The 25,023-nt window shown below is 58.1% G+C and carries 21 protein-coding genes; 3 read left to right on the top strand and 18 right to left on the bottom strand.

The genetic code is table 11. The features are described from left to right. Nucleotides 1–236 precede the first annotated feature (236 nt). Complete coding sequence (locus PY649_RS16890; RefSeq protein WP_432761368.1) at nucleotides 237–1,250, top strand: DUF1254 domain-containing protein; 1,014 nt, start codon at nucleotides 237–239, stop codon at nucleotides 1,248–1,250. Nucleotides 1,251–1,358: 108 nt separating this feature from the next. Here the strand turns inward: PY649_RS16890 and PY649_RS16895 are convergent, their stop codons facing one another. From PY649_RS16895 to PY649_RS16940, 10 genes are all read right to left on the bottom strand, one after another. After that, entirely contained in the window at nucleotides 1,359–1,676 is a 318-nt protein-coding gene (locus tag PY649_RS16895; RefSeq protein ID WP_285869719.1) for an RcnB family protein, read from the bottom strand. A gap of 220 nt (nucleotides 1,677–1,896) precedes the next feature. Then, nucleotides 1,897–3,507: a glycoside hydrolase family 43 protein gene (locus tag PY649_RS16900; RefSeq protein WP_285869721.1), complete on the bottom strand. Its 1,611-nt coding sequence runs from the start codon at nucleotides 3,505–3,507 to the stop codon at nucleotides 1,897–1,899. 132 nt (nucleotides 3,508–3,639) lie between these two features. Further along, nucleotides 3,640–4,671, bottom strand: coding sequence for an L-glyceraldehyde 3-phosphate reductase (gene mgrA / locus PY649_RS16905; RefSeq protein WP_285869722.1), 1,032 nt, complete (start codon nucleotides 4,669–4,671; stop codon nucleotides 3,640–3,642). 174 nt (nucleotides 4,672–4,845) lie between these two features. Further along, complete coding sequence (locus PY649_RS16910) at nucleotides 4,846–5,979, bottom strand: Gfo/Idh/MocA family protein (protein ID WP_285869723.1); 1,134 nt, start codon at nucleotides 5,977–5,979, stop codon at nucleotides 4,846–4,848. A gap of 10 nt (nucleotides 5,980–5,989) precedes the next feature. Beyond that, the gene (locus PY649_RS16915) at nucleotides 5,990–6,751 is read right to left on the bottom strand and encodes a sugar phosphate isomerase/epimerase family protein (RefSeq protein ID WP_285869724.1); all 762 of its coding nucleotides are present in this window, start codon (nucleotides 6,749–6,751) and stop codon (nucleotides 5,990–5,992) included. 82 nt (nucleotides 6,752–6,833) lie between these two features. Next, complete coding sequence (locus PY649_RS16920) at nucleotides 6,834–9,296, bottom strand: beta-mannosidase (protein WP_285869725.1); 2,463 nt, start codon at nucleotides 9,294–9,296, stop codon at nucleotides 6,834–6,836. A 56-nt stretch (nucleotides 9,297–9,352) separates the two neighbouring features. Beyond that, nucleotides 9,353–10,444, bottom strand: a complete 1,092-nt coding sequence (locus PY649_RS16925; protein WP_285869726.1) for an ABC transporter ATP-binding protein — start codon at nucleotides 10,442–10,444, stop codon at nucleotides 9,353–9,355. Nucleotides 10,445–10,447: 3 nt separating this feature from the next. Then, complete coding sequence (locus PY649_RS16930) at nucleotides 10,448–11,389, bottom strand: carbohydrate ABC transporter permease (protein ID WP_285869728.1); 942 nt, start codon at nucleotides 11,387–11,389, stop codon at nucleotides 10,448–10,450. Further along, a complete protein-coding gene (locus PY649_RS16935; RefSeq protein ID WP_285869729.1) occupies nucleotides 11,382–12,287 on the bottom strand; it encodes a carbohydrate ABC transporter permease in 906 nt (301 codons plus the stop codon). Before PY649_RS16935 ends, PY649_RS16930 begins: the two co-directional genes overlap by 8 nt. A 215-nt stretch (nucleotides 12,288–12,502) precedes the next feature. Beyond that, a complete protein-coding gene (locus PY649_RS16940; RefSeq protein ID WP_285869731.1) occupies nucleotides 12,503–13,738 on the bottom strand; it encodes an ABC transporter substrate-binding protein in 1,236 nt (411 codons plus the stop codon). A 460-nt stretch (nucleotides 13,739–14,198) separates the two neighbouring features. Between PY649_RS16940 and PY649_RS16945 the strand changes: the two genes are divergently transcribed. Continuing rightward, a complete protein-coding gene (locus tag PY649_RS16945) occupies nucleotides 14,199–15,236 on the top strand; it encodes a LacI family transcriptional regulator (RefSeq protein ID WP_285869732.1) in 1,038 nt (345 codons plus the stop codon). Between the two features lie 56 nt (nucleotides 15,237–15,292). Here PY649_RS16945 and gnd read toward each other — a convergent pair whose 3' ends face one another. Beyond that, nucleotides 15,293–16,720, bottom strand: a complete 1,428-nt coding sequence (gene gnd, locus PY649_RS16950; protein ID WP_285869733.1) for an NADP-dependent phosphogluconate dehydrogenase — start codon at nucleotides 16,718–16,720, stop codon at nucleotides 15,293–15,295. A 297-nt stretch (nucleotides 16,721–17,017) separates the two neighbouring features. Between gnd and PY649_RS16955 the strand changes: the two genes are divergently transcribed. Then, on the top strand, nucleotides 17,018–17,416 hold the full coding sequence (locus PY649_RS16955; RefSeq protein ID WP_285869734.1) for an SRPBCC family protein: 399 nt from the start codon (nucleotides 17,018–17,020) through the stop codon (nucleotides 17,414–17,416). A gap of 109 nt (nucleotides 17,417–17,525) precedes the next feature. On the opposite strand, the gene PY649_RS16960 is transcribed toward PY649_RS16955, so the two are convergent. The 7 genes from PY649_RS16960 to PY649_RS16990 all read right to left on the bottom strand — a co-directional run bounded on the left by PY649_RS16960 (nucleotide 17,526) and on the right by PY649_RS16990 (nucleotide 24,814). After that, nucleotides 17,526–18,143 carry an ABC-type transport auxiliary lipoprotein family protein gene (locus tag PY649_RS16960; protein ID WP_285869769.1) on the bottom strand — a complete coding sequence of 206 codons (618 nt, stop codon included), beginning with the start codon at nucleotides 18,141–18,143 and terminating at the stop codon, nucleotides 17,526–17,528. Nucleotides 18,144–18,181: 38 nt separating this feature from the next. Further along, a complete protein-coding gene (locus tag PY649_RS16965; RefSeq protein WP_285869735.1) occupies nucleotides 18,182–19,552 on the bottom strand; it encodes an MlaD family protein in 1,371 nt (456 codons plus the stop codon). An 8-nt stretch (nucleotides 19,553–19,560) separates the two neighbouring features. Beyond that, the gene (locus tag PY649_RS16970; protein WP_285869736.1) at nucleotides 19,561–20,424 is read right to left on the bottom strand and encodes an ABC transporter ATP-binding protein; all 864 of its coding nucleotides are present in this window, start codon (nucleotides 20,422–20,424) and stop codon (nucleotides 19,561–19,563) included. 12 nt (nucleotides 20,425–20,436) lie between these two features. Further along, nucleotides 20,437–21,597: an ABC transporter permease gene (locus tag PY649_RS16975; protein ID WP_285869737.1), complete on the bottom strand. Its 1,161-nt coding sequence runs from the start codon at nucleotides 21,595–21,597 to the stop codon at nucleotides 20,437–20,439. Nucleotides 21,598–21,750: 153 nt separating this feature from the next. After that, nucleotides 21,751–22,971 (bottom strand): MFS transporter, encoded by a 1,221-nt coding sequence (locus PY649_RS16980; protein ID WP_285869738.1) that lies wholly within the window; start codon nucleotides 22,969–22,971, stop codon nucleotides 21,751–21,753. A 168-nt stretch (nucleotides 22,972–23,139) separates the two neighbouring features. Further along, on the bottom strand, nucleotides 23,140–23,946 hold the full coding sequence (locus tag PY649_RS16985) for a UDP-2,3-diacylglucosamine diphosphatase (RefSeq protein WP_285869739.1): 807 nt from the start codon (nucleotides 23,944–23,946) through the stop codon (nucleotides 23,140–23,142). A 112-nt stretch (nucleotides 23,947–24,058) separates the two neighbouring features. Then, a complete protein-coding gene (locus tag PY649_RS16990) occupies nucleotides 24,059–24,814 on the bottom strand; it encodes a glycerophosphodiester phosphodiesterase (protein ID WP_285869740.1) in 756 nt (251 codons plus the stop codon). Between the last annotated feature and the right edge of the window lie 209 nt (nucleotides 24,815–25,023).

The following is a 25,023-nucleotide window of genomic DNA, read 5'->3' on the forward strand; positions in this document are numbered from 1 at the left end:
CAATCCCCGGTCATCGTGCCGGGGATTTTTGATTCAAGCCGAAACAGAGGAAATTTCCTGCATAGAAAGCAGGCTTGTGCAGCAACGGCCGCCAATGACTACTTCCGGGCTTAAGGCGAGCACCACGTTTTATGCCCTCGTTTTACTGTAACGTACTTGCGCCCCGAGAGGTGAAGGTGTCTCGTTCCCGCAAAGACCGAGCACAGGAGCACGGTGTGATCTACAAACGCATTAAGATGGGAATTCTCACAGCCCTGATCGCACTTCTCAGCGGTGCTGCATTGGCACAGCAGCGGCAAACTGTTCCGGTGAGCGTCGAGAACTTCATTCGTGCCGAATCCGATCTTTATTTTTCGGCGACTGTCAAAAAAGGCGGCATGGGAAAGTTCGAATACAATCGGGAAATGACGCCTATCAATAACCAAACTGTTATTCGTATGAACCGGGATACTTTGTATGCGGGTGCGGTCTTTGACCTCGACGCTGGTCCCGTCACCCTGACGCTGCCGGAGTCAAACGGTCGGTTCATGTCCGCGCAGATCATCGACGAGGACCAATACACGCCGCAGGTAATCTATGATCCCGGCAAGCACGTGCTGACTAAAGAGGAAATCGGAACGCGATACGTTTTGGTCGCGCTCCGGATCCTGGTTGATCCGAGCAAGCCAGGCGACCTTGATGAAGCCCACCGCTTGCAAGATGCGGTTGACGTCGAACAACCTGGCGGTCCAGGAAAGTTTGAGGCACGCAAGTGGGACATGGAATCCCAATCGAAAATTCGAAACGCGCTGCTTGTGCTTGCATCGACACTTCCCGATACCAACCGCGCCTTTGGACGCAAGGGCGAGGTCGACCCCGTCCGCCGTCTCATTGCTGCGGCATCGGCGTGGGGCGGCAATCCTGACAAAGACGCAATGTATCTCAATGTCACCCCAAGCAAGAACGACGGCAAGACAATCTATCGCTTGAAGGTCAAGGACGTCCCGGTCGAAGGCTTCTGGTCGATCAGCCTGTATAACGCCAAGGGGTATTTCCAGAAGAACGATGCGAACGCCTACTCGCTGAACAACAAGACTGCCAAAGAATCTGTCGATGGCGCAGTAGATATTCAGTTTGGTGGCTGCGATGGCAAAGTGCCCAACTGCCTGCCGATTGTGCCGGGCTGGAACTACATGGTTCGCCTCTATCGTCCACAGCAATCCGTCCTCGACGGAACGTGGAAATTTCCAGAGCCCGAACCGGTCAAATGACCAGTGATAGCCGCAACGAATACTACGAACACGGTCACGTCTGCTGCCGAATTTCATAAAAAGCGGCCCATCGGACCGCTCATTCCCGTTTCCGATATCAGATCAAACTCAGTGAGCGATCTCAACTTTGGAGATCAGGCCGCTGGTAATGCCGACAAGCAGGAAATTATTGCCGATACGAACCCAGTGATAGCCGTGCGGCGGGGCCTTCAGATGATGATGGCGATAGTCGACGGTCTTGGCGCGATGGCGATCGGCGGCCGAGAGATGACGGCCCTTGACCCATTGACCCTTGTGAACGACGACCTTTTTCTTCTCGACGACAGCCTCCTTGTGGGGAACGGGTGCGGCATTGGCTTCGGCGGCCATTGTCAGCGGCGTTGCCAGAACGGAAGCGGCAAGAAGTATGGAAAAGAGCTTCTTCATGCGAGTGTTTCCTCAATTTTTTTGTTCGTGTCAGCAATTTATCGCGCAAAGGATAAACCGAATCTGAAAATCATATTACAGTTTTGTAATGGAAATTAGGCGGTTGCAGGGATTTTCTAATGAAATGCGTATGCGATGTTGGCAGCGACCAACCGCCCGAAAAAGTCCCGCCCGCCTTTAATTGAAAGGCGGGCGCATGACTGATCAGTAATGTGGCAAATCAAAGCTGGTCGTAATTGAACCAGTCGAAATCGGCAGTCTTTGCCCGACCCGACGTATCGAAAGCGAACATGCCGACGAAGGCGCCTGTAAAGGAGCCGTGTTCGCCACGGCCGCCTTCGTCGGAGATGACACCGGCGTCGAGAACCGGGCCGATCGCTTGCCACGCTCCCATGCCTTCGGCCTGCCAGAAGAACTGCAAGTCGTTTTCACGAACCTCCATGGCAAGCTGGATGCGCCCATCCGGAACCGAGACGCCACCTTGGATCGGGAAACTCAACCGGCCATTCGGATAGTCGCCGGCGCAAGTCATGATGGTCACGCAGCGTCCGAGTTTCTCATGCAGAGTAACCGCGATCGCATGCAGTTTGAAGCGATTGTAATAATGCGTCAATCCGGCAACCTGCTGATAGGTATCGGGCTGAAACTCGACAACCGTCTCGGCCCGGAAGCTGTGATGCTCCTGCCGACGGGCGACGAGCGCCTGCTCGAACCAGGAGCCGATGCTTTCCCGCGCAAACAGACGAAGATGGCCGGGCCGCTCCGTCAGGCTGCAGATGCGTTCCGGCTGTGGCGTTCGCAACCACTGAAAATCCATGGGCAGCTTGCCGCCGTCGAAATTATAGCCGCTGCGACGTGGCTTCTCGATCGGCTGAGCTTGCTGCAGACCTTGCACTTCGACATCGGGAACCACCGTGCCGTTTTCGAGATAGAGCCAACCGTCCTCCTTCCAGACGCATTTCTGCAGGCTGGTTTCGCGGCCGAGCGTGCAGCGGCGATGCGGTGGCAACGGCCGGCCGGAGAGATGCGTGTGGTAAAACTGTCCGTCGGCCGTTTCGACATATTGGCCGTGCCCGGCGCGCTGCAGCACCGCTTCCGGATGGTCCTTCGAGGTGATGAGATGTTTGTTCGGGTGCAACTCGTAAGGTCCATCGATGTTGCGCGAGCGCGCCATAGTGACGGCATGGTCGTATCCGGTGCCGCCCTCCGCGGTGGTCAGATAATAGTAGCCGTTGCGCTTGAAGAGATGCGGGCCTTCGACCAAGCCCAGTTCGGTACCGGGGAAAATGTTCTTGATCGGGCCCTTCAATGACTTGGTGGCCGGGTCCCATTCCTGCAGCAAAATGCCGTCGAAGGCTGGCGACTTCGGTGAGCCCCCGTAGCTTTCGGTTCGATGGTTCCATTGCATGTTGACGAACCATTTGCGGCCGTCGTCATCATGGAAGAGCGAGGGATCGAAGCCCGAAGAGTTGACGTAGGAGCGCTCGGACCATTCGCCTTCGATCGTCGGCGAGGTCACGATGTAATTATGTGCATCCTTGAAATTGCCGTCGTAGCGCTTGACGTCGGTGTAGACCAGCCAGAACAGGCCATCGGCATAGGAGAGGCACGGCGCCCAGATGCCGCAGCTGTCCGGCTCGCCGCGCATATCGAGTTGGGAGGCCCGCTCCAGCGGGCGGCGAACCAGGGTCCAGTTCACCAGATCGCGCGAGTGATGGATTTGCACGCCTGGATACCACTCGAAGGTCGAGGTGGCGATGTAATAATCCTCGCCGACGCGGCAGATAGACGGATCGGGGTTGAAGCCCGGCAAAATCGGGTTGCGGATCATGGGACCATCTCCTCCAGAGAATACCAATATGCACCGTTCGGACGGCAATAGATACGGTGCCGACAATGCCTGCCGGTCACGACGAGGGCAAAGCAAAACGCCCGGAACCAGGCTCCGGGCGTTTTTGAATGACTATTCGAGCTCGGCCGACTTGGCCCAGAGATTGATATCGGCCTCGCGGGCGTAGACATCGATCTCCTTGAGCTCTTCGGCGCTGAATTCGAGATTGTCGAGCGCTTTGACGCAGTCGACGATCTGCGACGAACGGCTGGCCCCAATCAGCGCCGAGGTGATGCGGCCGCCGCGGAGCACCCAGGCGATGGCCATCTGCGCCAGCGTCTGACCCCGTTTTTCCGCAATCTCGTTCAGCTTGCGGATGTTGTCGATGATCGACGGTCGGATGAAATCCCGCTTCAGGAAGTGGTTCTGGGCGGCGCGGCTGTCCTCGGGAATGCCGCTCAGATATTTGGTCGTCAGCATGCCCTGGGCGAGTGGCGAGAAGACGATCGAGCCAATGCCAAGGTCCTCCAGCGTATCGACCAGGCCGTCATCCTCGACCCAGCGGTTGAGCATGGAGTAGCTGGGCTGGTGAATGAGGCAGGGCGTGCCGAGATCCTTGAGGATTGCGGCAGCCTCGCGCGTGCGCTGCGAGTTATAGGAAGAGATGCCGACATAAAGCGCCCTGCCCGAACGAACGATATGGTCGAGCGCACCGCAGGTCTCTTCCAGCGGCGTGTCCGGATCGAAGCGATGCGAATAGAAGATATCGACATAGTCGAGACCCATGCGCTTCAGGCTCTGATCGCAGGACGCGATCAGATATTTGCGGCTGCCCCATTCGCCATAGGGACCCGGCCACATATCATAGCCGGCCTTGGAAGAGATGATCAGTTCGTCGCGCAGGCCGGCGAAATCGTTGCGCAGAATTTCGCCGAAGGCGGTTTCGGCGCTACCGGGAGGCGGACCGTAATTGTTGGCGAGGTCGAAGTGGGTAATGCCGAGATCGAAAGCGGTACGGCACATGTCGACCTTGCGATCATGCGGCGTGTCACCACCGAAATTGTGCCAAAGCCCCAGCGAAACCGCCGGCAGCTTCAGACCGGAACGCCCGGTTCTGTTGTACTTCATGTTCGCATAGCGATCGGATGCCGGTTGCCAAGCCATAGTTCCAGTTCCTCTGAGACAAAAAACGCGCGGGCTGCAGCGCCGTGCGTTCGATTGAACGCACAAAGGTCGCTACAGTCTTTTTCAATCCAAAGCATCTTATCCGCTTTCAGGTGGTTCCATCTGAAAGCGGGATGCTCTGGTCGCCCGCGCGCAAACTAGCTTTTTGTACGCTTACTTCAAGAGCGCTTGAGCCTCTTCGATGCCGAGCGCAGCCGGCTGCGTGCAGGTCGTGGTCAGATCGACAAAGCGGTTCTCCACGCCCGATTTCAGGATCGAAGTCATGACGTCGACGCCATGCAGCGTGCGGTCAAGCGAGCAGCGGGCATCACGGCCATCAATCAGCGATGCCGCCATGTCGGCGAGACCAGCCGTGCGGTAATTGGCGCGCGGGCCATTCGGGCTGTCTTGATTGGAGATGCCGAAAGGATGCGCCCACTCGTCGAGCGCCTTGATGTCTTTGTTGCGGCCGCTGGACTCAACCGTGCCGCCAAAGAAGTTCGGATCCGGCACGTAGATCGAACCTTCGGTGCCATAGAGCTCCATGTTGGCGTGGCGATGCGACCAGACATCCCAGCTTGCCGTCAACGTCACCGTTGCGCCGCTGACGAATTCCAGCAGCGCTTGGATCGTCGTCGGTGTTTTCACCGGGATGACCTCGCCGCTGCGCGGCTGGCTGGTGATGGTGCGGGTTTCCGACGCCATCGAAGTCATGGCGCCGACACGCTTGACCGGGCCGATCAGGTTGATGAGGTTCGCGATATAATAAGGTCCGAGATCGAGGATTGGACCGCCACCCGGCAGGAAGAAGAAATCCGGATTCGGATGCCACATTTCCATGCCCGGGCTCATGACGTAGCAGGCACCCGACGTGATGCGGCCGATGCCGCCGTCGTCGACGAATTTACGGGCAAGCTGATGGGCGCCGCCGAGGAAGGTATCGGGGGCGCAACCGACGGCAAGCCCCTTTTCCTTGGCGATGCGGCGCAGCTCTTCACCCTGCTCCAGCGACAACACCAGAGGCTTTTCGGAATAGACGTGCTTTCCAGCCTCCAGGATGCGCTTGGACACTGGGAAATGCGCATCCGGGATCGTCAAGTTGACGATGACATCGAGCTCGTCATTGGCGAGCAATTCGTCGATCGTCTGGGCCTTGACCTGATACTCCTCGGCGCGCAGGCGCGCCGCGTCCATGTTGATATCGGCACAGGCCAGCACTTTCAGGCCCTTGAAGAGCGGAGAAAGCTTGAAGTAGGTGGTTGAGATATTGCCGCATCCAATGATGCCGACGCCAAGTTCCTTAGCCATGTGGACTGCCTCAGTAGGTCTTGAAGGATGCGATGGAACGAGTGATCAGGCGATCGATGTCGCTCGGATTGTCATGCTCGAGCACATAGTGCTTGGCCTTGGTGCCGGCGAGCGTCTTCATCAACTTCGGCCACGGAACGGTGCCGTGACCGAGGTCGGCCCAGCCGTCTTCGTTCTTGTTCTCGCCTGCCGGTGCGATGTCCTTGACGTGGACGGCCGAGATGCGCGGGCCGAGCTTCTCGATCCAGGCGAAGGGATCGGCGCCACCGCGGATGACCCAGGCGATATCAGCTTCCCAGGAAATATCCGGAGCCCCTTCGAAGATCTGCTCGATCGGCAGTGAGCCATCGGCCTGCTTCACGAATTCGAAGTCGTGGTTATGCCAGCCGAACTCGAAGCCGGCATCCTTGTACGGTTTTGCCATCTCGTGCAGGCGCTTGCCAAAAGCGAGCCAGCCGGCGGCATCCGTCGGACGCTGATCGGCGGCAAGATGCGGCGCATAGATCGAATCCATGCCGAGGACTTTTCCGATCGTCAGCGACTTCTCGACCTGACCGTCAAGGAAATCTGGGCTGAAATGGCCGCTCGCCATCGTCAGGCCGTTCTTGTCCAGTTCAGCGCGCAGGTTCTTCAGGCCAGCTTCGTCTAGATCGGCATAGATGCCGCCAAAACCTTCGACTTCCGAATAGCCGGCCTTGCCGAGTTTCACGAAGATATCCGAATAAGGCTGAAAATTGCGGGCGCTATAAAGCTGGAATCCCAGTTTCGTCATCGATATTTCCTCCAATGGCCTCGCGGCCTCCTGTCATGGGCCTGCGGCCCGTCAATCGCCACCGAAAGGCGGCCGGATACCCTCAGTCCACCGATTGGCTGGACTGCAAGTCGTAGAAACGGAAGTCCGGGACGCTCCCGGCAATCGGTTTGGCCGGTGTAAAGACGATACGGCGGCTTTCGCCGGCGGCGAGGTCGAAGGCGTTGTCGGAATAACGCCCTTCCGTCTCGCTCTCGATCATCACGAACAGCGCCAATCCCTTTGCGGTGACGGTGAGTTCCACCGTGCCGTTCTCCTCGATCTCCTCCCGCTGCACCGTAAGGCCTGCGGGCTGAAGCTCCAAGGCCTTATATGTGCCGTGGACATAGTGCCCCTCGCCGCCCATTCCGTTCGATGCGGTGAAATGCCACGCCAACAGACAATCGGCCGGCACTTGAGAGGCGTCGATCGACAGCGCAGTGACGGCTGAATCCGGCGTGCAGACCGCATGGGCCGCCGTCAGCGGCACACGCTCGCCGTCGAGCTTCAGCAGCGATACGGCAACATCGACGGTGACGTCCGCATTGGTGTCGTTGACCAGCGAGAAGCGGATGGTCTTGTTGTCCTCGGAGGGGATGGCCGCGACCGAAACCGGCTGGAAGAAGCGGCGCACCAGATAGTGCATCGCCTTCCAGCGCCCGCCGTAATCGAGGCTCGACCAGGATGCCACCGGCCAGGTATCGTTGAGTTGCCAATAGATGGTGCCCATGCAATGCGGCTTGAGCGACCGCCAATATTCGACGGCAGTCTTGATGGCGAGCCCCTGCTGCACCTGGCTCAGATAGACGAAATTCGGGAAATCCTTGGGGAAGCGGAAATAACGGAACATCGTGCCGGCGATGCGCTCGTTGCCGCCGGCGTTCTTCTGATGTAGTTCCATGACCGGCGACGCGATATTCATGTCCTTGGCATCGGCATAGGTCTTGATGACTGGAAGCGACGTATAGGACTGGAAGCCGAACTCCGAGCAGAAGCGCGGACGCACGGAACGATAATTGTCGAAGGACTTGTTCTCGTGCCAAACCGACCAGTAGTGCATGTCGCCGGAGCCATCGGCATGCCAGGCATCGCCGAAATTGAGATAGCCCGACGCCGGGCTCGACGGCCACCAGATTGCATCAGGTGCCGCCTTCTTCATCGCCTGCTCGATCGTCCGGTTGAGGCGATCGTACGAAACGAGATAGCGATCGCGGTCATTGCGGGATTCTTCGAACCAGGTGAGAGCCCCCACCAGTTCGTTGTCTCCGCACCAGAGCACGATCGCGGGATGCGTCGCCAGCCGCCGAACCTGATAGCCGACTTCGGCCTCGACATTCTCGAGAAAATCACCGGTTGAGGGATAGAGGTTGCAGGCGAACATGAAGTCCTGCCAGATCATCAGGCCCAGGCGGTCGCAGATGTCGTAGAACCAGTCCTGTTCGTAAAAGCCGCCGCCCCAGATGCGGATGATGTTCATGTTCGCCGCGGCGGCTGATTGCAGCAGATCCTCGGTCAAGGCAGGGCTTGAACGTGAAAACAGCGCATCCGCCGGGATCCAGTTGGCACCGCGGGCGAATATCTCGCGTCCGTTGACCTTGACTGCAAAACGGCCGCCCGCTTCGTCCTCGTCGGTTATCAGTTCGACGGTGCGCAGTCCGATCTGCCGTGTCACTGTCTCGGAATTAGTCTCGACGGAGAGCCCATAAAGCGCTTGCTCGCCACTGCCGGCCGGCCACCAGAGCTTCGGCTTGTCGACATGGAAAACATGCGTCACTGACGTCTCGCCGGCGTTGACGCCGACATCGAGCCGCAGGCGCTCGTCGTCGAGTTGGAAATAGACCTGAGCGACACCGACGCCCTTCGCATGTAGTGCGACAGTCACCTGGAGATCGACGGAGCCGTCGGCGTTGTGAAGCTGGCGAGTGACCACATTCTCGATGCGGGCGGTTTCGAGTTTCTTCAGCGCAATCGTGCCGTAGAGCCCGAGTGGCGCGACGGCGATGTTCCAGTCCCAGCCGAAATGGCACTGCGGCTTGCGCAGCATGTTGCCGTTCGGGATCGGCGAATTGGCGGTGCTGTAGGGAATATAGAATGGCTGCTTTGCCTGAAGTTCGGCGCCCGCCCTGATGCTGGAATGCAGTACGATGCGGATGGTATTCTCGCCGGCCTTCAAAGCCTTGGTGACATCCGGCCGATAGCGCTGAAAACAATTGTTGCCTTCGAGCACGAGCGTGTCGTTGACATAGACGCTCGCCACCGTGTCGAGGTAGTCGATATCGAGATACCAGTCGCCGCTTGCATCATCGAGATTGAAGCTGCGCTCGATTTGCCAATCCTGCTTTGCGACCCACTGGACGATCTCTTCGTTTCGGCCGAAATAGGGATCCGCAATGACGTTTCCTGCATGAAGCGCGGTGTGGACATCGCCCGGCACGGGCATGGAAAGAGAATGATCGCTGTCCGGCGAAGTAAGCCGCCACTGACCAGCCAGATCGACTGAAATATTGCCATTGAATGAAGACGACATCGGACCTCCCGCACCGCTGCAAAATGGAGGCGACAGAGTCACCTCCATTCATATGATCATATTCTGAGTTCTGTTTGCGCGTCAAAGAGCGAAGCGAGCGACATATCGAATCCGAGCTTCACGGGCGTACCCGCGCTGAAACGCCGCGCCCCATTGATGCGCACCGACATGATGTGACCGGCATGCTTGAGCCAAAGCAGGTTGTCGGCGCCCATCGGCTCTTCGATATCCACCGTCGCATTGTGCACTTCCGTCCCGGGACCTAGATCCTCGTTCACCTTGATGTGCTCGGGCCGGACTCCGAGAATGACCTTGCGGCCTGGTTCCAGCCGCGCGCCGGCATTATAGCCATCGAGCGAGAAAATCACATCGTTGGCGGCGAACGCTACTTTGCCCTCGCGGTTCACCAGCTCGCCATGCAGGAAATTCATCGACGGCGAGCCGATGAAGCCGGCAACGAAGAGATTGCGCGGCGCATTGTAGATCGTCGTCGGATCGTCGAGCTGCTGGATGATGCCGTTCTTCATGATGGCGATGCGGTCGGCGAGCGTCAGTGCCTCGATCTGATCGTGGGTCACGTAGATCATTGTGTTCTTCAGCGACTGGTGCAGCCGCTTGATTTCGACGCGCAGTTCCGACCGCAGCTTGGCATCGAGATTCGACAGCGGCTCGTCGAACAGGAATACGTCGACGTCACGCACCAGCGCACGGCCGATCGCCACGCGCTGGCGCTGGCCCCCGGAAAGCTCGGCCGGCTTACGCTTCAGCAACGGCTGGATCTGCAGGATCTCGGCCGCCCGCGCAATGCGCTTGTCGATCTCCGCCTGCGGCAGCTTGGCGACGCGTAGCCCGAAGGACAAGTTCTTTTCGACCGTCATTTGCGGATAGAGCGCATAGGACTGGAACACCATGCCGATGCCGCGGTCCTTGGGCTCTTCCCAAGTAACATTCTTGCCCTTGATGAAGATCTTCCCTTCGGTGATGTCGAGCAGGCCGGCGATGCAATTGAGCAATGTCGACTTGCCGCAGCCGGAAGAGCCGAGCAGCACGAGGAATTCGCCGTCGTTGATTTCAAGGTTCAGGTTCTTCAGAACGGTGACCGAGCCGAAATCGAGCGACAGGTCTTTGATGGAAACGCTGCTGGTCATGAATCACCCCTTCACTGCGCCGGCGGCGATGCCGCGAACGAAAAGCCGGCCGGAGACGAAATAGACAACCAATGGCACAAGACCCGTGAGGATCGTTGCCGCCATGTTGACGTTGTATTCCTTCACGCCCTGGACAGAATTGACGATATTGTTGAGTTGCACAGTCATCGGGTAATACTCCGGCCTGGTGAAGACTACGCCGAACAGGAAGTCGTTCCAGATACCCGTAATCTGCAGGATCATCGCGACGACGAAGATCGGCAGCGACATGGGCAGCATGATGCGCAGGAAGATCTGCCAGAAACCCGCGCCGTCGATGCGCGCAGCCTTGAAAAGCTCTACGGGCAGCGATGCGAAATAATTGCGGAACAGCAAGGTCAGGATCGGCATACCGAAGATGCAATGCACCAGGATAAGTCCGGTGAGCGTGCCGTAAATGCCGATGTCGCGCAGGACGATAACGATCGGATAGATCATCACCTGATAGGGGATGAACGCGCCGATGATGAGGATCGCGAAGAAGAAATCCGCACCCTTGAACCGCCAGTTGGCAAGCGCATAGCCGTTGACCGAAGCGACTGCGATCGAGAAGATCGTGGACGGCACGGTGATGCGGACGGAATTCCAGAACCCGCGGGAAAGACCGTCGCAATTGAGACCGGTGCAAGCCGATGCCCAGGCCTTCGCCCATGGTTCGAATGTGATCTCCAGCGGCGGCGAGAAGATGTTGCCGAGCCGGATTTCGGGCATTCCCTTCAGGGAGGTGACGATCATCACATAGAGCGGCAACAGATAGTAGGCCGCGGCAACGAAGAGCGTGCCGTAGAGCATGATGTTACGGCCGGAAATAACGCGGCGCGGCTTGGCACCCTGCGGCTCCGACAGCTTCTTGCCAATCGAGGGGGCACCGCCGTTCGCATTCTTGAGCGTAAGATTGTCAGGCACGTTTACGCCCTCCGCCAAATTCCAGATAGGCCCAAGGGATGACGACGATAGCGACCGTCACCAGCATCATGGTGGAGGCGGCAAACCCCTGACCGAGGTTCTGCGCCTGGAACATGTAGTCATAGACGTATTTCGCCGGGACCTCAGAAGCGATGCCGGGTCCACCGCTCGTTTGCGCGACGACGAGGTCATAGACCTTGACGATACCGCTAGCGATGATGACCAGCGTGGTAATGAAGACCGGGCGCATCATCGGAATGACGATGAACAGATAGGTCTTCCACATGGGGATCCCATCAACGCGCGCTGCTTTCCAGATATCTTCATCGATGCCGCGAAGACCGGCGAGCATCAAGCACATCACCAAGCCCGTTCCCTGCCAGAGAGCCGCGATCAGCACGCCGTAAATCACGATGCTCGGCGTATAGAGCGGATCGAAAGTGAAGGTCGTCCAGCCGAGCGAACGCACCACCGACTGAATGCCGAATTCGGGATTGAGCAGCCACTGCCACACGAGACCGGTGACGATGAAAGAAAGGGCGAAAGGATAAAGGAAAATCGTGCGGAAGGTGTTTTCGAACCGGATCTTCTGGTCCATCAGCGCAGCCAGCACAAAGCCGATGACGAGACTGAAGATCATCGAAAAGATGCCGTAAATGGCCAGATTTTCAATGGATACGATCCACCGAGGCGCCGCCCATAGGCGGTAGTACTGATCAAGTCCTACGAAGCTGAGGCGTGGCAGCAGCTTCGAATTGGTGAAGGAATAAACGACCGTCCAGATCGTGCCGCCCAAAAAGATGACGACAGCCGTAAGGATCATCGGAATGGATGCAATCTTCGAATTCAGATTGCGCAGAAATTGATTTGGCCGGCCGGCTTTCGCGTGACCCGTCATTGTACCTCCTTCTGAAGCGCGGCTGCTTCGGTGATCAGGAACCGGATCAACGGCCGCAGTTCCTGTCGCTCGGTCCTTGTCCGCGGTCGAACATCACATTCCTGCAGGTTCGCCGCCTCTAAGGGCGCTGTAGTTAGCCGGATCACAAGATGTATCCCGGCCATGAGACCGGACCCGCAATGGGGTCCGATATCACGACAGCGAGACGATTGAGATCAATCAGCCGCGGCGATGATGCCGACGAAGCGCTTCTGTGCCGCTTCCGGCGTCATCGAAGGATTGGCGAAGAATTCGGAGAACAGGTCCTCCTTTTGCTTCTGGCTGTCGGCAGAAAGAAGCTGGTCTGTCCCCTCGATCACGTTACCCTTCTTCAGGATCTCCAGGCCCTTCTTCATGCAGTCGTTGGCGGAGCTGAGGTCCACGTCGCCACGCACTGGCAGCGAGCCCTTCTTCAGATTGAAGGCAATCTGAGTCTTCGGATCGAGAATCGTCTTCGCAAGAGCTTCCTGAGCCTTCGACTTCGCCTCATCTTTCAGCAGCGGGAAGTAGAAAGCGTCACCGCCAGTCGAGATGACTTCGTTGACACCGAGACCCGGAAGGCAGGTGTAGTCCGTGCCGGCTTTCTGGCCTGCCAAGGCGAATTCGCCCTGTGCCCAGTCGCCCATGATCTGGCCGCCGGCCTTGCCGGTGATGACCAGGTTGGTCGCTTGGTTCCAATCCTGAACGTTAGAGCCCTTGGACATCCTGCGGGCATCGTCGGCAGCCTTGAAGACCTTCGCGATTTCCGGTCCGGCGGCCACTTTCGCATCCTTCTCGGCAAAAACTTTCTGGAAGGTGTCCTTGCCGGCGATGGCGACCATCAAGACGTCAAAGGCGCCCGCCGCCTGCCACGGCTGACCACCGACAGCGAGCGGAACGATGCCGGCCTTCTCCAGCGCGGGAGCGGCGGCGACGAACTCATCCCAATTCTTCGGAACCTCGACGCCGGCCTTCTTGAAGGCGGCATTCGAGAGCCAAAGCCACTGCCAGGAATGGATATTGACCGGGGCGCAATAGATCTTGCCGTCGATCGTGCAGGAATCGAGCAGGCTGGACGGGCGAATGATGTCCTTCCAATGCTCTTGCGTGGCGACATCGGTCAGGTCACGCATGAGACCGGCCTGCACGAGCTCCTCGGCCTGACGGCCATGGTTGAACTGGGTAGCGCCCATGGGATCACCACCGGTAATGCGGCTGACCATGATCGGACGCGCAGTACCGCCCGAGCCGGCGATCGCACCATCGACCCAGTGATTACCGGTTGCGTCGAACGCCTTTGCCAATTCGGCCACTGCGGCTGCTTCACTACCGGACGTCCACCAATGGGTTACCTCCAGGTCAGTTGCCTTGGCCGCACCAAGTGGCAGCACGACGGAAGCAGCCAGCGCAGCAGCCATCAAACGAATATTCATGAGATTTCCTCCCTCACTGAAACGTTGCCGTAAAAACGTAGTCGAATCATTTTCGGCGCGCAACCGCCTGCTCGCGAAATTTTTCTCAGTGCACGATAAAACAACTTTCGATTACATTTATTTCTCCGAATAATGCAATGCGGATAACGGTTCATGGCCCTCCTTCGCGGCAGCAATATAGTGATATATTATTGATATAAAATCATTATTCAGGAAATATGCCCTCGCGCTCATCGAACCGCGTGTAGTTTTTGCAAATAGTTTCTTCGAGCCCTGTGAATTCAACTCCTGGGTATCACCGCTCCAATAGCGTCAGAAAAAACGCTCGACTTTTTTACTGTATCGTTGCAGTTTTCCGAGACTACGGGCGTGATCAGATTTGCGCATATGCTTGCGGCGCCGCTGCAGGCAATATAAGCAGATTGGTCGCGGGAGGCGGCCGGGAGGCAGCATTTACGAAATGGACAGCAAGAAAGTTTCCGCCAGCGTTACGCAGCCCACGCAAGAGCGGCCAACGCTCAAGACGATCGCCTTCATGACGGGACTCGGAATAACCACCGTTTCACGAGCCTTGAAGGATGCCCCGGATATTGGCGCCGAGACCAAGGAGCGGGTGCGCATGGTTGCCCGTCAATTGGGCTATCAGCCGAACCGAGCCGGTGTGCGCCTGAGAACCGGCAAGACCAACGTCATTTCCCTCGTGCTCAGCATCGATGAGGAAATTATGGGCTTTACCAGCCAAATGGTCTTCGGCATTTCCGAAGTGCTCGCCGATACGCAGTACCATCTCGTCGTGACCCCGCATTCGCATAGCAAGGACCCGATGGTGCCGGTGCGCTATATCCTCGACACTGGATCGGCGGATGGCGTCATCATATCGCGTACCGAGCCAGACGATCCGCGCGTCCAACTCATGCATGACCGTGGCCTGCCCTTTGCCACGCACGGGCGCACGGATATGGGCATCGTCCATCCCTTCCACGACTTCGACAACGAGGCTTTTGCGCGCGAAGCCGTGCATGCGCTGGTCGCCAAGGGTCGCCGGCGCATCGCGCTGTTGCAGCCGCCAAGCAAACTCTCCTTCTATTCGCATACACGTATCGGCTTCCAGACCGGGCTGCATGATTATGGCGCCGAGGAAATCCCGCTGCGCACCAATATCGACGCGCCGCTCACCGATATCAGGGATATGGTCGAAGCGCTGATGCGCTCGCCGCATGCACCGGATGGCATCGTGTGTTCAAGCGGTGGCGGCGCCATAGCAGTCAATGCCGGCATCGAGGCGGCCGGCTTCCGGCTCGGCCACGATATCGACTTGGTGGCGAAGCAATCGACCCACGTCCTGAACTGGATCCGCCCTGAAATCATTACGATCTATGAGGACGTACGCCATGCCGGCCGAGAACTGGCCAAGGCGGTAATTGCCCGCATCGACGGCGTGGAACCTGAACTGCTGCAGGGCCTCAGCATGCCCGTCTGGCCGAAGAACGCGCCATAAAGAAAAACCCGCCGGATTAGCCGGCGGGCCTCGTTTTCCAAGAAGCGGTTGGAAGGTTAGGCGTTCGCGCCGCTGCCCCAAGGGCCGTGGTGAATATCCTTGCCGTCCACACGGTCGAAACCGTGAGCTCCAAAGAAATCGCGCTGAGCCTGGATCAGGTTGGCAGTACCACGAGCCTGGCGATAGGCGTCGAAATAAGTCAGCGCCGAAGCCAGAGCCGGAACCGGCAGGCCGGAAGCCGTGGCGGCCGAAACGATGCGGCGCAGCGACGGGATCGATTCTTTGACCATCTCGGCGAATGCCGGGGTCACGATGAGGTTGGCGGCATCCGGCGTCTTTGTGAAGGCGCTGGTGATCTCATCAAGGAACTGCGAGCGGATGATGCAGCCGGCGCGCCAGATCTTGGCGATGACTGGCATCGGCAGCGACCAGTTGAACTCCTTCGAGGCTTCGGCCATGACGGCAAAGCCCTGTGCATAGGCACCAATCTTCGCGGCAAACAGCGCCAGCTCCAGATCCTTCAAGAGCTCCGGACCAAAGCCGATCGGGAATTTGTAGTCCGGTGTGCCAAAAATCTTTTCAGCAGCTTCGCGCTGGCCCTTGATCGCCGACAGGCTGCGGGCAGCGACGGCGGCTTCGATTGCGGTTGCCGGAATGCCCATGTTCTGCGCTTCGATCGCCGACCACTTGCCAGTGCCCTTCTGGCCGGCCTTGTCGAGGATGACGTCAGGCATGGCGCTGCCCGTTGCCGGGTCCTTGGCAGCCAGAACCTTTTCAGTGATCTCGATCAGGTAGGAGTTCAGCCGGCCCTTGTTCCATTCGCCGAAGATGCTGCTGATCTCAGCCGCGTTCTTGCCGAGGCCGTCGCGCAGGATGCCGTAGATCTCGGCGATCATCTGCATGTCGGCATATTCGATGCCGTTATGGATGGTCTTGACGAAATGACCCGCGCCGTCATTGCCAAGCCAGGCGACGCACGGATCGTCCTTGTACCTGGCGGCAATCGACGTCAGCACTTTCTCGACGCGCTTGTAGGACTCTTCGGTGCCGCCGACCATGATCGACGGGCCATGGCGCGCACCTTCCTCACCACCCGAGACACCCATGCCGATAAAGGTCAGGCCGGTGTCCTTCAGACGGTCGAAACGCGAGATCGTATCGCGGAAATTGGCATTGCCGGCGTCGATCATGATGTCGCCCTTGTCAAGATACGGCTGCAACGCCGCCATCTGCTGGTCGACCGGCTCGCCGGCCTTGATCATGATGACGATCGGCCGCGGCGGGCGGATCGCTTCGACGAATTCCTCGATCGTTTTGCAGGGAATGATCTTGTCCTTCAGCGCACCTGCATTCGCGTAGAATTCATCCGTCACCTGCGGCGTACGGTTGAATACTGCAATTTTATTGCCCTTTTCGGCAATGTTGAGCGCCAGATTCGATCCCATGACAGCGAGACCGATCAGTCCGATTTCTGCCTTTTCCACGACAATCCTCCAATGAACCGCTTACTGCGCCGCGCGCCCCCGGGACGGACAAAAACGCAGTAACACTTTGAAATGACACATAACCCGAAAATCGACTCCGATTTTCGGGTTATGTGTTAGACCGATGTTGTTGCACTCCGGGCGTGAAACGGCAAGCCTTCGACAGCCCCGAATCGTCTCCATTGCAGGACCGTGCAAGAATACCGCAGCATCTTTCAAGATACTCGGCTTTTCCGCTCGGTTCGCCATGATCCACCCGGCAGTTCATCAAACACGAATATACAGCAGGAGGCATCCATGTCGACCATGACCGCAAAGATCGTTCACATCTCCATCGATCGCCATTGGAAGGAAGTTTATGGCTTTGCCGGCCGTCCGGAAAACATGCCGCTCTGGGCCTCCGGCCTCGCATCCGGATTGGAGCAGGATGGCGAGGATTGGGTTGCCAAGGGCATTCTGGGCACCGTCCGCGTCAGCTTCACGCCTCGCAACGAATTCGGCGTCATCGATCACACGGTGACGATCGAATCCGGCTTGAAGGTCTATAACGCGCTTCGGGTCGCACCGAATGGCAATGGTTGCGAGGTCATGTTCACACTGCTGAAGCTGCCCGGCATGACCGACGAGCAATTCGCCGCTGACGCGGCGCATGTGCTGAAGGATCTCAGCACGTTGAAATCCCTGATGGAACGATAGGGAATCGCCAAAGCAATTCCAGGAAAAGTGCGTAGCGGTTTTCCGTCCGGAATTGCGAAAAAACAAAAAGACAGAGCGGTTCCGAGATCCTGTGAAAAACTGAACCGCTCTATAGCGACCGCAGCGTCCAATCGACGATTTCCGCCGTCACGCCGGCAAAGGCCGTATCGAGCCCCCTCACCAAATCGGGGTTGCTGCCGCCGCTGACCGGCACAACCTTGCGGAAGACGTTCTGCGCTTTGACCGTGCCTGATTTGTCATTGAGGATTTTCACCGAAATTTCAACGACGGCGGACCTGCGACCTGCCGTCGATTCGATCTCAAAGGATCGGATATCGGTGACGATCTGATAGTCGATCGCAAGCCCCTGCCCGGGCACGCCGACGCCGCCAAGCTTGCCGGTATTTTCGAAGGCTTCGACCAGCTTCGACTGCACCATCCGGCTCAGCCTGTCGCTCCACTGCGACTTGCCGAGATATTGGATCTCGGAGGGCGAAACGCGGACGACGATCTGGTTGCTGTCGAGCGCCTGCAGCGCTGTCGGCGGCGGGATCAGGATCTGTCGGCTTTTAAGTGACGGACCGGTCGCCTTGACCGAGGCGGAAAGATCATATGTGTCGTTGACGGCGGCTGAACCGCAGCCGCTAAGCAAGGCTGAAAGCAGTGGCAGAATGATCGCTGCCTTTCGATACACCTGATAACGCTCACGAGAAACGCAACCGACCATATTCTGCCTGTCCCTTGCAGCCCAAAAATCGCTTTTCATCAACGCCGCGCCCGGCCATCATATTGCTTGACGGTATCGCCGCCGAAGATCAGGCGCTGCGGATTGCGGTCAAAATTAGTGATTGTATTATTGAGATTGCCAACCGTACCTCTCATGTCATTGATGAGAGTCTGTAGATCGCGCAGACCACTACTCGAAAATCTCTGCAGATTGTCGGCAATCGGTCCGATCCGGGCATTGATATCATCCGCCAACGTTTTGTAGGACTGGAGCGTGTCCCTGGCTTCTGCAAACAGCGACTTCGTGTCACCCGAGCCGAGCAGCGAGTCGACCTTGGCGAGAATGCCGTCGACCTTGCTGGAGGCAGAGTTCAGCTTGGCGGAAATATCCTTGGCATTGGCGATCGTCTGATCGATATCCTGCTGGCGGGCCGCTACCGTATTGGCGACATCGCGGATGGATGTGACGGCCGCTCTGGCGTCCTTGGTCACCGCGGCGATATCGTCCATCGAACCCTTCACCTTGTTAGGATCGATCTGCGCGACGATCGCATCGACGCGGTCCAGGGTCTTTTGCGCTTTCTGGCCGAAGGCGGTGTAGGTCTCAGCAGTCTGCTTGAAGCTTGCAATGGTCGCCTTAAGATCGGTCGTCGCGTCGGCCACATTGGCGGTGATCTTATCGGCATTGTTGACGACATCGTTGATCTTGGTGGCATCGACCGCACGCACCAGCTTCTCGATCGCATCCAGCGTCGATTCGACGCGTGGCGATACGCTCTTTATGGTGTCGGAGAGCTGCCCGACGCTGGCGAGGAACTTGTCGATATTGTCGGAATTGTCAGCCAGCGCCTTGGAGAACTTCTGGGCATTGCGCACCGTATCGGTCAGCGGTCCGCGTGAATCCGAGACGAAGCCTTGGATGTCGCCGATGGTGTCGTTGGCCCGGTTCAGAATCTTGTCGGCCGTGTTGAGCAGGTTCGTTACGCTCGACTGGTCGGCAAGAAGTACCGCTCGCTTGCCGGTTTCGATCGAACGCTTGAGAATATTCTCGTCACCGTTGCGGCCGCCGGAAAGCTCGATATAGGCCGCGCCGGTCAGGCCCTGAATTTCCAGAATGGCCCTAGTGGAAGTATAGACCGGCGCATCGGCGCGAACCTGGGTGAAGGCCAGCGAATAGTTCGGATCGTCGGCATCGATCGAAAGCCCCTGCACGGAGCCGACCTGAATACCATTGAAACGAACGGGCGAACCGACGCTCAGGCCGTTTGCCGAGCCAGGAATGCGAACGACCAGCTCGGCCATCGGACCGCCGCGACCGTACTCCGCCATCCAGTAGACGAAGCCGAAGGCGGCCGCGATGACCAGCAGCGTGAAGAACCCGACGATCGTGTAGTTGGCTTTGGTTTCCATTGTTCCAGTTACTTCTTGCGGCTGTCAGCGCCAGCGCCATTGTCGTCGTTGTGTTTCCCGATGTCCTCCCGCGGCACGATCGATCGCGCACGCTTGCCCCGGAAATAGGACTGCACCCAAGGGTCGTCGCAGGCGAGCATGTCCTCAACCGTACCCTCCACCAATACCCGTTTATGTCCGAGAACGGCAATACGATCGCAGACGGAAAAAAGGCTGTCGAGGTCGTGGGTCACCATATAAACGGTCAGGCCGAGCGTGTCGCGCAGCTTCGCAATCAGCTCGTCGAATTCCGCTGCGCCGATCGGATCCAGGCCGGAGGTCGGCTCGTCCAGGAAAACAAGATCGGGGTCGAGCGCCAAAGCCCTGGCAAGGGCGGCGCGTTTGATCATGCCGCCGGAAAGCTCAGAGGGATATTTGTCGGCGGCGTCGGCTGCCAGACCGACCATGCGGATCTTCAGATGCGCCAGCTCGTCCATCAGGGCCTGCGGCAGATCGAGATATTCCCGCATCGGTACCTGGATGTTCTCCTTCACCGTCAGCGAGGAAAACAAAGCCCCCTGCTGGAACAGCACACCCAGACGCATATCGAGCTTGTTGCGCTCCGGCTCGGAGAGCTTGTCGTAGTCTTCTCCGAGGATCTCGATCTTGCCGGAACGGCGTGGCAGCAGCCGCAGCACCGTGCGCAGCAGCACCGACTTGCCCGCGCCGGAAGCGCCGACGAAACCCAGGATTTCACCGCGATAGATATTGAGGTTTAGTTTGTCGAGCACCACTTTCGGTCCGAAAGCGACGGTGACATCCTTTGCGGAGAGTACGATATCTCTGCCCTGCTCATCCTTATCCAACGGGATTTCCGAGTGAAGCGCGCTCATCCTTGCCAACCCTCAGAAATCGATCGCTGCGTAGAACATGGCAAACAGCCCGTCCATCAGGATGACGACGAAAATTGACTTCACGACGGACTGGGTCACATGCTGGCCGAGCGATTCGGCGCTGCCGCCGACCTTCAGCCCTTCGACCGCAGCGACTATGCCGATGACCAGCGCCATGAACGGCGCCTTGATCATGCCCGAGATGACAGTGGAGAGACTGATCGCTTCGTGCAAACGTGAAACGAAGGTGGCGAAGGTGATGCCCGAATAGGCCCAGGCGACCACCGCAGCACCGCCAAGCGAGGCGAAATTGGCAAGGATGGTCAGCAGCGGCAACGCAACGGTCAGTGCCACCAGCCGCGGGAAAATCAGAACGCCGATCGGGTTCAGGCCCATGACCTTCAGAGCATCGACTTCTTCGCGCATCTTCATCGAGCCGATTTCGGCGGTAATGGCACTGCCCGAACGGCCGGCGATCATGATGGCGGTCAGGAGCACTCCGATTTCACGCAGTTGCAGGATACCGACGAGATCGACGACGAAGATTTCGGCGCCGAAATAGCGAAGCTGGAATGCGCCCTGCTGTGCGATGATCGCGCCGATCAGAAAAGACATCAGCAAGATGATCGGCACGGCGCGCACGGCCATATGGTCGATCTGATTGACGATCGAAGCCGGCGAAACGCCGCTGCCACGCCCGAACTTGAGCTGCGCGCCGCGCACCGCCGAACCGAGAATATACATGGCCGCGACGAGGTTGCCCCAGATATCGTAGACACTCTCACCGATCGGCGCGAAAATCCGTTCGGCCAAGGATTTCTTTGGCCTGGGCTCCACCGCCTCTCCGTTCGGTTCTTCGGTAAAGGCGGTAAGCAGCTCGTCGATATGGGGGGTGGAACCTTCGATCCTGACGCTGACGCCGTGCGCTTCCTGGCTCTCCTTCAGGCGACGGATCAGCAGCGCGCCGGCAGTATCGACGTCCGAGAGATCGGAAAGATCGATCACCAGCTGACCTTCGCCGCGCTGTTTCGTCAGCTGGTCGAGGTGCCGCAGCACCCCATGCACATTTGCGCTGCGCCAATTGCCTTCCAGCCGATAGCGACGCCCGCTGCCATCGGGCCCGTCATCGATCCTCGGTGCATCGGTTGTCTGTTCAGCTGCGTTCAAACTCATGCGTCTTTCAGGTCTTGCGGCACAATCGCCGACTCGGAAAATCCCGGCTCGACGCTAATGGTTAATACACTGAGTGCATAGCCGATTTCTATGCCGCGCCGATGTCAAAATATGCTATAGAATCTTGATATCCAAATGAATTCGTTTCAGGCCTCAGGATGCCTCACCGGCTCTTCTGCCGAACGCGGAACCGCTGGGCTGAAGATTGCGGGCGTAGATCACCATCGCAAGGCCAAATGCGGCGACACCCGCCATTATATAATAGCTGGAAAGACCGAGCCACGCATACAGATAGCCTGACGCCAGGGTCATCAGCCCGAGAAACATGCCGTTATAGAAGAAATAGGCACCCTGAGCCGACGCCTCCTGGGTTTCCTGGACCGAAGCGACAATGCGGCGCTGGATGCCGGTATGGACGCAGGCATAGGTGCAGGAGTGGAAACATTGCAGGACGAAGTAGCCGATAAAACCGAGATTGATCGGAAACAGGATCCAGCGCAGGACACACATGCTCGAGCCAAAGAAAATCAGCGTCCAGGCACTGAAGCGGCGGTTCAGCATTCTCGACATGAAGAAAACCATGACCTCCGCCGCGACCCCTATGCTCCAGAGGACGGCGATCTGCGTGCCGGAAAAACCGAGGTCCCGCCAATAGATCGACGCGAATGTATACATCACGGCATGGCTCGACTGCTGCACCGACACACCGATCATGCTGATCAACAACTGCGGTGAGCGCAGCCCGCTGCCCGTCGGCGCCTGCAGGTTGATCGGCTGGTTGCGCCGGCGTGTCGGCCCGATGCGCGGACAGAAGAACGCCATCATCGTTGTCAGGACGAAGCCCCCGACCATGGTGGGCAGAACCATGGTGCCGCCCCATTTGCCGATCATCTGACCGCCGATAAGCGTTGAGAATATGAAGGCAATCGATCCCCAGACACGCATCGAGCCGTAATCGAAGCCCCAGCGCCGCACACCGGAAACTGCTATCGATTCCACGATCGGTACGTAAGGTGCGTATGTCGCCCCCTGAATGCTGTAGACCAGCAACACCGGCCAGAAATCGCTCGTCCAGTAGAGCGCGATCGCCGTCAGCAGTGACAGCGCGCCCGACCAGAACAGCACATTCGCCCGTTCCTCCACGCGATCGGCAAGCATGCCGACAATGGGTACGACGAGAACGCGCACCACCATTGGCACGGCGAGAATAAGACCGATCTCGCGATCGCCGAAATTCAATCCAGCCAGCCAAACAGGGAAAAACGGTAGAGCAACGCCGTTGACGAGCAACGGAGCACAATAGGACAAGGCGCTGCGCAAACGAAAATATGGAGGCGCACCCTCGCCCTGCAGAGATTTTGTCGCGGGAATCATCACAGACCTGAAGGGAAACTGATTTTTCCCTATCACCCTATCGTGATTACGACTATGGCGAGAAATAGCCCTGCCGAAACGTTTCGGAGAAAATATTAGACCGTAGTCAGGTTGCAACGATCAAGAATTGTGACGAGCCGTTATCGGAACTGTGAAGCGGCGCAATAATTACGCCGCCTGTGCCCCAAGCGCCTTCGGCAGATCCTCGACGGCTGCGCCGGCGGGCTGTGCTTCGGCAATCGACTGCCAAGTGATCAGCTCGAATGTACCATCTTCGTGTTCGGCGATCGCCGTACAGCTTTCGACCCAATCACCGGTATTGATGTAGCGGATACCGTCGAGATTCTCGATCACGGCATGATGGATATGGCCGCAGATGACGCCGTCGGCATCGTTGCGCCTGGCCTCTTCAGCCACGACGCGCTGGAACTCGCCGATGAAATTGACGGCATGCTTGACCTGAAGCTTCGCCCAGGCCGAGAACGACCAATAGGGCATGTTCAGGCGGCGGCGAACCGCGGCAAGGCCGATGTTTATGAGGATCGCCATATCGTATGCCCAATCGCCGAGATAGGCGAGCAGACGCGCGTTGCGGACGACGACGTCGAATTCGTCGCCATGCAGAACAAGATATTTCTTCCCGTCAGCGGTCTCGTGGACCGCGCGCTCGGCGACTTCGATGCCGCCGAAGTGCATGCCGGGGAAATCGCGCAGGAATTCGTCGTGATTGCCCGGGATATAAACGATACGCGTTCCCTTGCGCGCCTTGCGCAGCAGTTTCTGCACAACGTCGTTGCAATCCTGCGGCCAGTACCAATTGCGCTTCAGGCGCCAGCCGTCAACGATATCGCCGACAAGGAAGATAGTGTCGGCTTCGTGATAGCGCAGAAAATCGAGAAGATAGTCCGCCTTGGCCGCTTTCGAGCCTAGGTGCACATCGGAAATGAACAGCGTTCGAAATCGCCTGACATCCATGTTTTCATTCACGAACTTTATGTTCGTGCCCTACCTACGTTGGCTATTCCAAAATCAGACTCGTGTTTCAGGATGATGACAAATTCTGTGTGGAGGCGCTTACCGTGGGAGATCAGCCGCGCTTTGCAGCTATAGCGAGATCGGGCCGATCGGTTGTAAAACTGGCGACACCGAAGCGGAACATCGCCTTCGCCGCTTCGCTGGTATGAGCCGCCCAGCCATGCACCTTCACACCGTCTTTCCGGAACAGCTCCATCACATCGGCATCGATGGTGTCGGCATGCAAGGCAATCTCGCGAATGCCAGACTGGCCAAGCGCGGCAATGACCCCTCTCCAGCCGATCTGCGCGACCGTCAGCGGCGAACAGAGAAAAATGAAGCCGAGGAGTTCGCCTACATTCAGGCCGCGCTCATCGAGTGCGACGCCGAAAGCTTCCAGGCGCGAGAGCGCGAAACTCGTCACCATCGAGCGCTTCAGCATGTCGGTTGCCAACAACTCGTCCGCAATACGGCTTTCCATGCCCTCGTAAGGCTTGCCGTCCACCCTCGTCTTGATCTCCAGCCGAAGATCGACCGCAGACGGTCCGAAGATGTCGATGGTTTCGGCAAGCGTCGGGATCGTATCGCCGCCACTGCCGATGACGATATGCCGCATCAGTTCGTGATAGCTGAAATCGGCGATCGCGCCCTTGCCGTCCGTCATGCGGTCGATCAGCGCGTCGTGATGGATAACGAGCTTGTTGTCCTGCGTCTGGTGCACGTCGAATTCGACCAGATCGACATCAAGTTTGGCGGTTTCGGAAAAGGCAAGCCGGGTGTTTTCAGGCCAAAGATGCGTGCCGCCGCGATGGGAAGCAATGAGGGTCATGGGGGTTCCTCTGTTTGTCGCTCTCATAGGCCCGCGCCGTGAACCCCGTGTGACGCATGCGCCCTTCGCTTACCATTGGATCCGAAAGTCACAGTTTCCGGATAGGAAAAACAATTGTGAAAAAGCCGCCGCAAAAAACCTTTCCTCTGCGTCAATTGCATACTGTGCACCCTGAGGGATTGATGTATGCAGGTGACTCAAATGCGATC

Source organism: Rhizobium mayense (genome assembly GCF_030272705.1).
GTDB lineage: Bacteria > Pseudomonadota > Alphaproteobacteria > Rhizobiales > Rhizobiaceae > Rhizobium > Rhizobium mayense.